We start from the raw sequence: 13,703 nt of genomic DNA, 5'->3' as shown, positions 1-13,703 counted from the left end.
AGATAATATGTTGATCCCGAGCCAAGCTATGAGGAAACTCATAGAAGGTGTAGAGACTAGAAAAAGTAAGCTAAGATTTGAGCACGTCCACACGTGCTTTTTTTATGCAGAAATTTCCACGAAGGCGGATGGCCCTAGCATTTAAGATGTGGGTCGAAAGATAGTCCGAACATTATGGAAACATAGTGAATTAGAGGATAAAGAGCCTCTAAGATAACAAATTGGGTACAGGTCTGCGTAAAGTCATCAATAGTTTGACTGATGCCGTTGAAGCTCAAAAAGCAGCACAAGAAGGTTCTGGTAAGGCTATTGAGACGTATACCAAAAAAATTCAAAAACATAAAGATAAGATTGCTGAATTGGAAGCAGCAGTCAAAAATGGAACTAAGAGTGGAAAAGCAGCTGCTAGCGCTATCAAGAGCCAACAAGATGCTATTAGGGATCTAGAAGGTGAAGTAGAAACTGCCAAAAATACCAACAATGGATCTGTGTTAGATCAAATTGGTCTTAAACGTTCAGATATCGTTGATTCCAAAGGAAACTTCAGAGATTTAACTACTATCATGAAAAAGCTGAATGAAGTAACTAAAGGAATGGGTAAAGAAAAGAAGGCAGCCGTCTTTAATTCTTTATTTGGTACGACGGGGCAACAATCTGGCGAAATTTTAGCTGAGAATAGTAAGTATTTAGGTGAACTTACCAAAAAGGTTGAAGAGGCCGGCAAAAAAGGCAATTACGTTCAAGAATTAGCCGCTAAGAATGCTAAGACGGCTGAAAATTCAAATAAGCGATTCCAAGAAGCTTGGAGCGCTTTAGAAATTGAATTTGGAGCTAAGTTGTTACCATATATGACCGATGCAGCTAACAAGCTAACTAAGTTGTTTGATCAAAAATCATTTCAAAAAGATGTTGAAAAGGCAGCTAGTGGTGTTGGTAAAGTAGCAGATGGTATTCTTAAAGTTGGCGATTTTGCTATTAAACACACAGATGCAGTAGTAGGATTTGGAAAGGCTGTCGCTGGCATCTGGGTAGTTTCAAAAGTCGTGGACTTTATCAATAAAATGAAGACATTGCGCTCTTTGTTCGGAAAGAATAAGGCTCTGTTAGAAGAGCAGGTTCAGGTTGGCGCACTAACGAAAGAATACCAGAGCTTAGCATTGGCTAAATCTCAGGCTGGTGGCGCTTATACCGGTGGTGCAGTGTCTAAAACGGCCAATACAGTCTCTGGAGTTGGTAATGTTGCTGAAACGGCAATCGAAGCTACTACAGCAAATGGCGGTAAAGCTGTTACTAAAAATGCTGGCAAACTTACTGGGATTGGCCGTAGTTTGGGTGCTAAGATTGTTGGTGGCCTGGGGCTTGCGATCACAGCTTGGGATTTCGGTTCGTCGATCTATGATGCCGTGAAATCAAACAAAGCTGAAGCTAAGTATCAGGCGGCAGGCAAGACAGCAGGTGCATTGATCGGTGGTACTATTGGAGCGTTTGTCGGCGGACCGGGCGGTGCAATGATCGGTGCAGGTATCGGTGAGCAGATCGGTGGGTCTAAGACTGTAACTAACGCTGTTAATAAATTTGTGAAGAGCTGGAACGACACTATTAAAAGTCGGAAGATCGAAGCGCCTAAAATGAGCGAAAAAGAGTCACATAAACAACTCTTGAAGGAGCAAAAAGAGTACTACAAACAGAAACAAAAACAGGATTTAGACGATCTTAAGACACTTCAAAAAAATGGGATGATCACCAAAGAAGAGTACAAAAAGAGAGTCGATGATGCTAAAAAGCATTATAAAGATCTCGAAAAAGAGGCACGGCGCTCAGGTTCTGACCAGGCTGCGATCGATAAGTACTACGCTATCCAAAAACAAAAGATCGATACGGATTACAACAAAGCGAAGAAAAAAATTCGTGATAAGTATGATACTGAAATATTGAATGCTCAACGAACTTTTGGCCAAAGTTCAGAACAATATAAAAAGGCAGTCGCTAAACGTGACAAGGCGTTGGATGAAGCAAGTTCAAAGCATAAGAAAAAAATCTATGAGCTAAATGAAAAATATGCGACTACCAATATGACAAAAGAGGCTAAGCAACATACAACATTGACAGGCAAGATACAACTCGAAACTGATAAGCAAGGTAAGATCCTAGAAAAAATCACAGCTAAAAAAGGCAAATTGAGTAACAAGCAATTGCAAGAAGCCGTCAATAATGCTCAAAAAGAATACGATAAGATCACTAAGTTAGCCAACGACGAATACAAAGACGTCACTAAAAAAGCTGATAAAAAATACAAAGAAGTAAAAGACGCAGCTGAACGTCAAAAAGAATCAGCAATCAAGGCGGCTGATGAACAGTATAAAAAGACAGTAGCGGCGGCTGAACGACAATATAGTGATAACTCTAAATGGGCTAAAGAACAGCGTAAATCAATCAAGGAACAGGCTGAGAAGCAACGAGATGAAGCTTATAACGCTGCAAATGACCAGTACAAGAAAGTTACTGATAAAGCAAAAAGCCAGCGGGATGAAGCTGTTGATAAGGCCGATAAACAGAGAAGTGAAACAACTAGCTTGGCTGGTAAGCAAAGAGACGATGTTGTATCTTCTGCGCGTGAACAGTCAAAAGGTGTCGTAAAGCACGCTGTCAATCAGGCTAACAGCTCGATGGATGCTAATGCAAAACAAGCTCAAGGCTCATCTTCGATCTTTGAAAGCTTATTTAATTTCTTCAAAAAGATAGGTAAATTTTTTGGAAAATCATATGACAGTTCAAAAGCAGACTTGTATAAATATAAACCTGTAAGCATGGGCGGTTATGCTACTGGTGGTCAAGCAAATTACCACGGTAAAGCGCTTGTTGGTGAAGCAGGTCCTGAGCTTATTTATCGACCATACAGTGGCAAAGTCGGAATTGCTGGTCAAATGGGCCCACAATTTATTGATGTGCGTCCGGGAGATCGGATCTTAAATGCCAAGGACACTGCCAAAGTCATGTCTGGATCATATGTGGGTACATTGCCAGGATACGCAACTGGTAACATTTCATTAGGCGATTTCTTTAAAAAAGCTCGTGAAGGTGCTGAAGATATCTATGATCACTTATCTGATACTGCAAGTGATATTTTAGATAAGATCACCAACCCTAAAAGAACACTGCTTGATATTGCTGCTAAGACCTTTAATTTGGATAGCGTTCCAGATGCTGGGATCATTCCGCGTGATATTACTAAGGGAATGGTCAATGATGCTGTTGATGGTTTAGCTGGGATCCTAAAGAAGATCAAAGATAGCTTCTCTGGTGGTGGTGGCAGTGGTAATTCACCTAATGGCACAATGAGCAAAAGTGAATTTGGCAAAGTTGCTCGGCATGCTGCTTCGTTGATGCATCAAAGCTTGTCAGCGCGCGATATTGAGCACTTGTATTGGCAAGCATTTGTTGAGTCTAATGTTAATCCGGCCACTGGTGGTGGATATGACGATCATGATGGTACAGGGTTACCGTACGGTTTATTCCAATACAAGCTAGGAACTTGGAATGCTTGGGCAGTTAATGGCCACAAGAATATTCATTCAGCTCTTGATCAGATCATGGCTGTTTTAAATGATTCTAACTGGCGTAATGACTTAGCACCAATTGGCGTTCGTCGTGGTTGGGGCCCACGTGGCCATCGAATGATGGCTAATGGTGGTCTAGTAACACAAAATCAGATGGTTGAGATCTCTGAAGGTAACTTGCCTGAAATGGTAGTTCCGTTGGATCTATCTAAACGTTCACGGGCATATCAACTGATGCAACAGTCGTTAGATTATTTTGCTCAAACTGATAACGCTAAGCGATCGGATGGCAATAGCGAAGTTAACAAAGATATAAAAGAGTTATCTGAAACTGTCAAGGATCTTAAGAATTTGGTAGGAATGTTGTTAAATGTCAATGGATCGCAACTTGAAGCAATCAGAGGTATCAACGGCTACGATAAGACAAAAGTTTATCGGGATATGGCAAGTGATCAAAGGCTAGCAAACTATCAACAATTCAATGTTTAGGAGGGAAAAATTTGAAGATCTATGGTAATCATTTTCGTTATCCTAAGCTTTGGATAAAGCGAGGTAATGAAGATGAGATCGAAGTTGAATCAATCACTCCCAATCTTAGATACTTGGGGGATGATGAAGATCCAATCGTGACAAATGCTTATTTGACTAATTTGGGCGGTGACGGAAGTTATCCTACTGAAAGTACGATCGACAAAAACGTGATCAACGCAAGATTTTATTTTAAGTTTGGTGATTGGTGGGACTATAAGCTAGCTAAGCATGATATTTTCCGCTATTTTTCTTCAAAAGAGACGTTTAGGATCCGGACTGATGGCGAACCTGGAGTGGTCAAGTATGTTAAAGCAGGCAATTTCACGATCGCACCGATAGAGCAATTTGCACGGACGTCAGTTTTTACGATCCCGTTTGAAAATCCGAGTGGATATAAGTATAGTTTGACGACATCTGATCAACTAATGAACTACGATCAAGAAGCTTGGATGCTTTATGGTGGAAACATTCCAAACGGTGAAAATTTAGATTATCATTTTATCAACAAACAGTCATTTAGAGTGTTTAATGCCAGCGATATCACGATTGATCCATACTTTCAACGACATGAGTTAAATATCATCATGGAACACTTTGGCGATGGCTTTAAGTTGATCAATAACACCACTAAAACAAGTTGGAGTTATAAAGGCCAAATGAACAATACAGACAAAGTGATCTTGCAAGGAATCAACACGTTCAAAAATGGAACGTTAGACAATAACAATACTGACTTTGGTTATATCACGTTAGCCCCGGGATGGAACGAGTTTTCGGTAGTGGGAGCTAATGATCTAGATATAACCTTTTCATTTCCATTCATTTATTTAGGCTAGGGGGTGAAAGCGAGTGGAGATCTTAAATGCAGTAAAAAATAATAAATTTATCTATTTTGGCTTTGATCCGCGCGCTGAAAATAAAGACGATCAATGGAACGCACTGCCTAACCTGAGTGCATCTAATGATGGAGAAAGTTGGAGCAGTGTTGCTAATTTTAGCAAGCTGAAGGGGCTGAGAGACGGCTTTATTTGTTGCGTTGGTGACGTGTACTATATCATTGGTACACTAGCACTTTATAAGACATCTGATTTCAAACTGTTTACCGAACTTGATTTAAGTTTGATCAAAAATAGTCAGTATACTGATATTTGGGCGCCTGAATTCTTTAAAGATAAGAATGATAAATATCACATTATCTACAGTGCCACTTTAAATGGTAAACGTGGTATTTATGTGGCCGATTTTGACCCGGTCACAGATAAAGTATCTAATGCCTATCAACATGTCGATGTAGACTGCCAGAGTTCTATTGACCCAAATCTTACCTACATGGATGGTAAGTATTACTTGTGGTTATCTAGCGCTAGATTATTTGTCGCAGATAATTATTTGGGGCGTTATACAGAGATCGCTACCAACATTATCAACGATCCTAAAGCGCACTGGTATGAAGCGCCAGAAATGTTGATCGCTGGTGACTACTTGTATTTGTATCAGGATAAGATTGACGGACATGTCGATGGCGTTGCTGACTCAGGCTACATGGTATATCGCAAGGCCAAGCGAGTGAATCCACTCATTTGGACAGACGAGCAGATCGTTAAAAATGATATCAATATGCGGCATGGGAGTTTCTTGTATAATGATACAAAGTTTGTGCGTTATCCAACTTATGAGATGCCCAAAAACGATTTCAAGAAAGTCGTCACGATCAAAGCGTTATCGCTGAAACAAGAACTCCCACTAAATTGTATTTTGTGGTCGACTTTTTCAGTACAGTGGGCCAAAAATAGCACCTATCAGCTACAATTTACGGCGTTTGATGACGGTGGTCTTGCATATAATGCATTGCTTAGTACAGAAGGTACGATAACCTTTGATGGGCAGCAATACATCATTAAGCAGGTCACACCATCTAATCAAGGGGCAAATTCGCAAGTTCAAGTTACAGCCACGCATATCTATAATGATATTGCACGTGTGCGACAATATGATGTACGTGAAGGAACCTTAACATACCTGCCACAAGATGTGCTTGAGTTTTATTTGGGAGCTCAGAACAAAGATAATATTGGATATACGTATTCCGTTTATGGCGACTTTGATAAACAACAGATCCAAAATCTAGGTGATACGAGTGGTAAAGACATGATCAGTAAGATCTTGAGTACTTGGCCAAATGCAATCGTGTATCCTGACAATAAAAATATAGGTGTTTATAGTTCACAAGCCTTTGAGAAAAATTTTGGTCAGCGTATCGACTATCGTAATAATGCTCAAGGAATCAATATGACGATCGACAGCACAAACATTACTAACAAAGTTAAATGTTTTGGTAAACAAAAAGAAAATAGTACAGATAACAATAAGGTTGAATATTATTTTCAGCCTTTTTTTGTTGAGGATCGTAAATCGATCGCGACCTGGGGCGTGTATCCGATGGAAAATATCTCAGACGAGCGCTTTACTGATCAAGAAAGTATGCGCAGATATGCACGCTCACAATTGCAAGTCGAACCGGTCGTGAGTCTTGAAGTCACAGCTAACGAAAATTTTAAGCCGATTCCAGGAGAAAAACGTCATCTAACGATCAAAGATATTGGCTTTGAAACTGATGTAACGCTTATCGGTTATACATGGTATCCGTATAATTTAGATCAAGCAACAGTACTGCAATATGAAAACTTGCCGGCAAGCATTTTAAATACACAGTCATTACTGAACAATCGCATCAACGATATCAGTAATTTAGCTCAAAAGGCATTGAATAAGGCTTTTACAGCCACGACCACGTACTACTCAAGAGATGATCCAACCAAATACAATATGGTCAGAGTTGGTGATATTTGGGTCAGACCATTAGAGGAGGCGGGAAATGGAAAAGCAAGCCAATAAATTTATTCAGCCTGATCCTCAAGCAATGGATAAAGTTCCAGCTCAGATGATGATCTATGATGGCGCAGGTTGGCTAGAGATAAGTAACCAACAAACGATCAATAATTTTAGTAAGATCACCACTAACTTGAGTGATGAGGCAAGTAAGACGCGAGAGTATGTCGATAGATTAGATGAAGAATTCAAACAAGCAGATAGCGAGATCTTAAAAACTATCGAAACCGAAACGGCTAGATTAGATAAGTCAATCACAGACGCTAAGTTAGACTCTGGCAGTCTCAATAAACGGATCGATGAGATCGACACCAATAACAAAAAAACAGTCGAACAGATCAAAGCAAACTTATCTGACATAGATAAAAAGCTAGACGATTCGCAGGATCAAAACAAAGAAGTAATAGCTGACTTGCAAAAACAAGCTGACGCGATCAATTCGGTAGTAGCTACTAAAGCAGATAAGTCGTATGTCGATCAAAGAGCTAACGAGATCAATTCAGTAGTAGCAAATAAAGCAGACATGTCTTATGTCAATCAGAAGGCTGATCAATGGCAAGTTGCTTTGCAAGGCGTAAACAATGATGCAAATTCAAAAATCGATGCGTTATCAGGCCGGATCACAGCAACCAAAAACGATCTGACATCTCTGTATGAGTCTGAAACGTATAAAGGTATGCAAAAAATTGTTCAAAATTCGGCTTTCTTACAGAATGCAAATGGTTTTACCACACAAGTTCAAAGTATGATGAGTGATGAACTTAAGCAAATCAACTTAGTCTATAACTCAGAATTCGAATCTGGAAATGGTCAAGAAATTGAAGGCTGGACCGCAAATCATCCTTTAAAACGTGGTACTAATATGTACGACAATTATTATGGAAGTACTAGTTTGGGGATGGATACGTTCAGCAATGCGACTGATCAATGGGTCAATGCTTGGTCCCAAATGATTGGTGTCAATGAAGGTGATCATTTATCTGCTAGCGTCATTGCGTTTTATACCGGCGAAATTTTCTCCACTCCACTAGGCGAATGCGGAATCGAGATTGAACTTTTTGAAAGAGAAGGTGTTAGTCGTCAGACTTGGGCAAGTAGCTATGAAGATATTGCAAATATTCCTAGGGGCCATGAAAAAACGATTCGCATCGACGACTACGCTATTCCAAGCGGGATAACTAAAGCTCGTATCGGGTTAGTTATCAAAGGTAAGGGGGATGTGATGTTTGCGCATCCTATGCTCGTCAAAGGAAAGCGGGTCGGTATTTATCAGCCGTCAGTCATTAACAAATTAAGCAAGCTTACGCAAACCTTGGATGGATTAAAGTCAGAAGTCCATGATAGCAGCATCAATTCTGTGATCGGACAGACTGCTAGAATGATCGCACTTCAGATCTCGGGTGATAAGAATAAAGTCATCTCACAGATCAACGCTTCAACTGAAGGCATCATGATCGATGGCAAACATATCATGATCAATGGTAATACACGCATTCAAGGGACATTGATGGTAAACGATGTTGTCATGAAGTCTCAAAATAATGCGGTCAAATTTAGCCCTGAAAGTCTTGATATGATTGGTGCTAATTCAATGTTGAAATTGCAAAGCGATTCTATCCAGCTTGGAGCAACATCTAATGATCCAAGACAGCAATGGGGAATCGGACTTAGTAAAAATGGATTAGCTGTAACTGTTCCCGTAAAGAAACCAGCAGCAGTAACTAATAACCCTGAAGATTATCAACGTGAGATTCAAGGGTATATTAATGGCGGTGGTTGGGATTATACAAAGGCAGAAGCTGTTGGTAGCGGAGCATCGGGAATAGAAATAGGACTAATGGCTCAACAAGTATGGGGCGATCCTTACGGCGGTGACTACATCGCAATTGGGCAATATATTCCAACGAATTCTCAAAAAACATCACGGGCTTTCACACCGGCAATATCATACTCTGAAACAGGAGTAGGTTGGGCTCCGCGTGATATTCATATGTATAAACCAACTACATTTCATTCAGAGGTGCATATGAAAGTTCCTAGCACAGGGTACGGTATCAGAACTGCATGGGTATCGTGGAGTGATTGGAATAATGAAAAGTATCCCTGTTTTGTGAACGATACTAGTAATTGGGGCGGGATCGCGTTTCCTTCAAACGGATATGTGGTCATGTTCAATAGTGTTGGTAAGCGATTCAATATTTATACAGAAACAAAGGACAATAAATACAACGGGTATGGTGGTAATTAATGAAATTCAATAAAACAGTTATTTTAAGTGGTGACGTTAAGGATGAAAAAGGCAATGTTTTCGCCTCAATGCGGACAGTTTTAGAAGGTGATGGTTCTACACCGGTGGTCATGACTATGGGAAATCAGAAAGTTGTCGGGTTTAGAGATGATGGCACACCGATCGTGCCGAAACTTCAAGAAGATAAGCTCAAAGCTGCACAAAAAGAATTGCAAGCTGAAGCAATCAAACAGCAAAAAGAACTGTGTGTTGAAAATGGTGTAGATCCTGAACTGGTCAACATTATTAATGCTGAAAAGGAGGCGAAGTAGCTTGGACAAGATGTCGACGTTGATCCAAAATTTAGCGGTGAAACTGGCAAATAAAGAACTTCAAATCACTAACTTAGAAGTTGAAAATAATGAATTAAAAGAACAGATCGCAGAGCTTAGCAAAAGTTCCGCCGAAACAAAGAAGGGTGAGAAATAGAAATGGCATTGGAAAAACAAAAAGAAGTTAATTTAACAGCATATTCAGTTGTAGGTGATGATAAGAAACAGGCAGTTCGTTTGTCGGCCACGTTATCAACAAGTGACAACACTAACGACTCGGCTAACCAATTTGCCATGGATAACGCGACTTACATGGCTCACAAGGCAGAAGTGCGTAAGGATATCACAGCATTTCAAAATTATGTTTATGAGCAAGAAGATCTGTTAGCTTCTGAAATGACTAAGGAGTGATTAGGAGATGAAAAATAGCATTGATCCACCGATTTTAGACATTTGGGATGAACCAATGTCATTTGCAAATCGGGATGCACGTAATCAAAAAAATCATAACTGGTATGTTTTACGCCAGTATGGTGCTGATCTAGGTTTATGGATCAAGGGTTATATGAATGGCTATGACACACGCTTTGATAACTTGATCAGGAATGTAGAACAACCAAATGAAGTAGTTGATGCTCGAGTTGATGCGTTTAGTGTTACTTATCCGACACTAAAAAAGCGCATCGATGCCTTGCAACTAGATAAAGCAAGTAAAATCGACAGCTTTGAAGTATCTGATTTGCGCACGATCCAGTTAAGAGATATTTCAGAAACGAGCGTACCGCTTAAAATTGAAAACAAACGCACATGTCAAGCTCAAAATCGCAACATCCGATCTGAAGGTATGATGATCTGTTCTGTTGCACGTTTATCGTTAAGGCAGGTGACTAAGATTGACTAAGGCTGTAAAATTGATCTTTGAAAATAAGTTCGGAGATCAAGAGCAAATGTATCCAGAAACGCACGCAGAGTCCGTTTTCGGCTTGAGTGAGTTTATCAATGAGCATCTAGCTGCTAATCTCGAAGTTAAAGCTGGTAGTGATCTAAACAAGCTGACGTCTGGGAAATACCAAGGATCTAAGACGTATATCATCAACGGTGTTTCAGTTAAAAATGCACCGATTTTCTTTAACGGCTATGGATCACTGACAGTCAACGACATCAATGGCAATGCATGCACGCAAACATTGATTGCAAGTGACGGCAAACGCTGGACGCGCGGTGCTGGTGGTCAAAATAAAGATTTTAACGATTGGAGAGGATTCTAATGAGTGATTATATTGCAGATCTAAAAGATGGTTCAGGCAATGGTATCCGACCGCAAACTGTTTGGGAAGCAATTCTAAATGCGCCTGATTTTGCTGGAGATATTCAAGCTGCTAAAGATATTGCTAACGGGAAAATCGATAAGGGACAGGCATTGCAATATTGGGGAGTTGATGTTACTGGTGATACTGACTGGGATACAGTTGTAAAAAACGGTGTTCACTTAGTTTGGACCAACGGTAACCGTGCTGGCACACATTTTCCTGGTAAGAACAATCAAGCTTCAACCGACGGCAATTGGGGCGTTTTGCTTGTAATGGGTAATTTTGGGCAAAGTGCAGATGGCGGCTTAGGAGTTCAAGTCGCTTTCATGGTGCCGGGCGATATCTATATTCGTTCTCATGACGGTGCTGGTGCTGGTTACTGGGAGCAATGGCGTCACTGCAGTTTTACTGTAACACCTTAATGTAATTTGTTGGGTGGGAGGGATGGAGAAAGGAGTTGAAAATGTTTGATAATATCGTAAAAAATCGTTTCTGGTTTTTGAAAGCTTTAGAAACGTATTCACTAGCTATTTACTTTATCATCAAGCGGTCAACAGGTATTTTTGACTGGGATCATAGCCCGTTAGCAGTGCTTGATGATCCGCCGTTCATTTTCTTGTTGGCGGTGGTTGGTACGATCGCATTGGTGTTTGCTCTGTGGGACATCAAGTATTTGTACTACAAGCAGATCATGACTGGAACGCTGACTTTCGTGTGGTTGGCGTTCTTCTTGTCTTTTCTTGCAAATGATGCACTCTTGTGCGTTTATTTTAGTTTTCCTGGGATCTATTCTTTTTTTGTTTTAGTTGGAATCGTGGCGGAAATTAAATGGGAGTGATGCTGCTTGAGTGATCAAGTGTTGATTGCGGTGATTTCCACACTTGGCTCGATCATCGTGGCATATATCACCGCAACAGCAAACGCAAAAAAAGCTGACAACAAAGAAGTCAGTGAATTAGAGAAGCTTAGAAAAGAAAACGCTAAGCTCAAAGAAAAAATTAAAAGCAGGGGGAACAAGAAAAATGGAAACAAATGAATTAGTTGTTACGGTACTCGCAACTGTCTTAACTGCAGTGATCAGCTATTGTGGTAATGTGCTTGTAAAAAATAATCGAGCATTGACGATTGTGCGAGCACTAGAGCCACTTTCTAGAGATGCGGTGATCGCAGCGCAAAAATTGGGCGTCACCGAATATCTTACTGGAGTGGCTAAGAAAAATCATGCAGTGCAGACTGTTGTTCAGGCGCTTTCTAACGCTGGGTTCACGATTGCAGATGAACAAGTGATCGTAAACGCAGTAGAAAAAGCCTATGCTGAACAGAAAAAGTTACTTGATCAATATCCGCAGAAAACAAAGGAGGACTGATCTAGTTGAATAAGAAAAAATTATTAGGAGTTGTCGCGTTGGCAACTCTTTTTTTATCGCTTGTAGCACCAACAGCACAAGCTGCTAGAACTGATATGGTCGACGTGTCAAACCATAATGGTTACATGACAGTCGGTAATTTCACAGCAATGCGAGATCAATACGGTGTTAAGTCAGTCGTTACCAAGATCAGTGAAGGCACATACTATCATGACTACACAGCTAAAAACAATATTAGCACTGCACAACAATCAGGACTTTATATCAACGGCTATCACTTTGCACGTTGGTCTAGCGTTGCTGGCGCTCGTGCTGAAGCTAATTATGCGGTGGCGATGGCTAAAGCTGACGGACTACCGATCAACGCTGTTTTAGTCGCTGATGTTGAAGCAAAGCAACAACAGCAGACGCCTAAAAACGTCAACGATCTAGCGGTCATGGAATTTAAGCGCATCGTTGAACAGGCTGGCTATCGCTATGACATCTATACATCCCAAAGCTGGAAGAATAATGTTGTTAGCGTGCCAGCTGGAACTGGTTGGATCGCACAATATCCATATAACGTGACTGCTAATCGCCATACACAACACCACGCTTGGCAGTGGGCAAGTGATGCAGTGTTTAACGGATCTTATGGTCACTTTGATGTTTCGCAGCTTTACGATAACTACTATACTGGTGGCCAAGATAAAAATGCTGTGATCAGCAACAGTGACACGCACCACGTAGACAATCAGAGCCAAGCAAAGCAAGAACAACCAGCACAAAATTCAATCAAAGATGAAGATTATGCACAGACTGGCGTGTTTACGGCTAATACTAAGCTAAACGTACGGACAGCACCAAGCACAACCGCTCAGATCGTAGCACAATACGAACCGGGTGAAAGCTTGACGTACGACCATGTATATATCAAAGGTGGCTATGTCTGGGCTCGATATATGAGCTACAGCGGTAGTTACCACTACGTAGCCATGGGCGTGATGGGTGGTCAAGAATACGGTGCACGTCGAGCATATAGCGCCACCGTGCAAACACGTAGCTATACAGTCAAATCTGGTGATAGTCTGAGTGTTATTGCTCGAAAATTAGGCACAACAGTATCTCACTTGCAAAGCATGAACGGAATCAGAAACGCCAATCTGATCTATCCGGGCCAATCATTGCGGTACTAATTGAATAGCTAAACAAAAAGCGCCACACTCGAAAAATTATCGGGTGTGGCGCTTTTTTGTTGCAAAAAAATTACCCTCCAACTATTAGTTGGAAGGTAAGACTGTTGCGAGTAACCAGCTCGCTATCAAGGTATGAAACCTTGCTATCAACATCTTCATAATAAGATAGTTATTTATTTATGTCAAGATATTTTGTATACTAATGTGGTACGTGAAATCTAACCAATTTCAATTAGTACACAAGGTGGTGAAGTACCTTGCTATCAACATTTTTAAGCTTGATCTTGGCTATCCTAGTCAATTTAGTATCAAGCA

General features: G+C 40.6%; 14 protein-coding genes. All 14 read left to right on the top strand.

Annotated features, from left to right (window positions below; genetic code table 11):
- Positions 1 to 221 precede the first annotated feature (221 nt).
- Genes ABT996_RS04470 through ABT996_RS04405 form a run of 14 tightly spaced genes read left to right on the top strand, consistent with a single transcriptional unit; the run spans position 222 to position 13,388 of the window.
- Entirely contained in the window at positions 222 to 4,046 is a 3,825-nt protein-coding gene (locus ABT996_RS04470; RefSeq protein WP_035447220.1) for a phage tail tape measure protein, read from the top strand.
- Positions 4,047 to 4,057: 11 nt separating this feature from the next.
- Entirely contained in the window at positions 4,058 to 4,924 is an 867-nt protein-coding gene (locus tag ABT996_RS04465; protein ID WP_052006321.1) for a phage tail domain-containing protein, read from the top strand.
- Between the two features lie 13 nt (positions 4,925 to 4,937).
- Positions 4,938 to 6,983, top strand: a complete 2,046-nt coding sequence (locus ABT996_RS04460; RefSeq protein ID WP_052006320.1) for a phage tail protein — start codon at positions 4,938 to 4,940, stop codon at positions 6,981 to 6,983.
- Positions 6,964 to 9,225, top strand: a complete 2,262-nt coding sequence (locus ABT996_RS04455; RefSeq protein ID WP_035447217.1) for a coiled-coil domain-containing protein — start codon at positions 6,964 to 6,966, stop codon at positions 9,223 to 9,225. Before ABT996_RS04460 ends, ABT996_RS04455 begins: the two co-directional genes overlap by 20 nt.
- Positions 9,225 to 9,536 (top strand): hypothetical protein, encoded by a 312-nt coding sequence (locus ABT996_RS04450; RefSeq protein WP_035447215.1) that lies wholly within the window; start codon positions 9,225 to 9,227, stop codon positions 9,534 to 9,536. Before ABT996_RS04455 ends, ABT996_RS04450 begins: the two co-directional genes overlap by 1 nt.
- A 1-nt stretch (position 9,537) precedes the next feature.
- Positions 9,538 to 9,693 carry a hypothetical protein gene (locus tag ABT996_RS04445; RefSeq protein ID WP_161633756.1) on the top strand — a complete coding sequence of 52 codons (156 nt, stop codon included), beginning with the start codon at positions 9,538 to 9,540 and terminating at the stop codon, positions 9,691 to 9,693.
- Between the two features lie 2 nt (positions 9,694 to 9,695).
- Positions 9,696 to 9,947: a hypothetical protein gene (locus tag ABT996_RS04440; RefSeq protein ID WP_035447212.1), complete on the top strand. Its 252-nt coding sequence runs from the start codon at positions 9,696 to 9,698 to the stop codon at positions 9,945 to 9,947.
- 7 nt (positions 9,948 to 9,954) lie between these two features.
- Positions 9,955 to 10,437 carry a hypothetical protein gene (locus ABT996_RS04435; protein ID WP_035447209.1) on the top strand — a complete coding sequence of 161 codons (483 nt, stop codon included), beginning with the start codon at positions 9,955 to 9,957 and terminating at the stop codon, positions 10,435 to 10,437.
- Positions 10,430 to 10,804, top strand: coding sequence for a pyocin knob domain-containing protein (locus ABT996_RS04430; RefSeq protein ID WP_035447207.1), 375 nt, complete (start codon positions 10,430 to 10,432; stop codon positions 10,802 to 10,804). Before ABT996_RS04435 ends, ABT996_RS04430 begins: the two co-directional genes overlap by 8 nt.
- Positions 10,804 to 11,268: a hypothetical protein gene (locus ABT996_RS04425; RefSeq protein WP_035447204.1), complete on the top strand. Its 465-nt coding sequence runs from the start codon at positions 10,804 to 10,806 to the stop codon at positions 11,266 to 11,268. Before ABT996_RS04430 ends, ABT996_RS04425 begins: the two co-directional genes overlap by 1 nt.
- Positions 11,269 to 11,309: 41 nt before the next feature.
- The gene (locus ABT996_RS04420; protein ID WP_035447201.1) at positions 11,310 to 11,684 is read left to right on the top strand and encodes a hypothetical protein; all 375 of its coding nucleotides are present in this window, start codon (positions 11,310 to 11,312) and stop codon (positions 11,682 to 11,684) included.
- Between the two features lie 6 nt (positions 11,685 to 11,690).
- On the top strand, positions 11,691 to 11,882 hold the full coding sequence (locus tag ABT996_RS04415; protein ID WP_035447199.1) for a hypothetical protein: 192 nt from the start codon (positions 11,691 to 11,693) through the stop codon (positions 11,880 to 11,882).
- A complete protein-coding gene (locus ABT996_RS04410) occupies positions 11,869 to 12,213 on the top strand; it encodes a phage holin, LLH family (protein WP_005918784.1) in 345 nt (114 codons plus the stop codon). Before ABT996_RS04415 ends, ABT996_RS04410 begins: the two co-directional genes overlap by 14 nt.
- A 5-nt stretch (positions 12,214 to 12,218) precedes the next feature.
- Positions 12,219 to 13,388 (top strand): GH25 family lysozyme, encoded by a 1,170-nt coding sequence (locus ABT996_RS04405; RefSeq protein WP_103050396.1) that lies wholly within the window; start codon positions 12,219 to 12,221, stop codon positions 13,386 to 13,388.
- Positions 13,389 to 13,703: the final 315 nt, after the last annotated feature.

Origin of the sequence: Ligilactobacillus sp. RTP31139st1_D10_RTP31139_211217 (assembly GCF_040226755.1) — a bacterium.
In the GTDB taxonomy this organism is placed as follows: Bacteria; Bacillota; Bacilli; order Lactobacillales; family Lactobacillaceae; genus Ligilactobacillus; species Ligilactobacillus animalis.
Note: the sequence above shows the minus strand (reverse complement) of the source record. Positions and strands in the feature narration are given on the sequence as shown.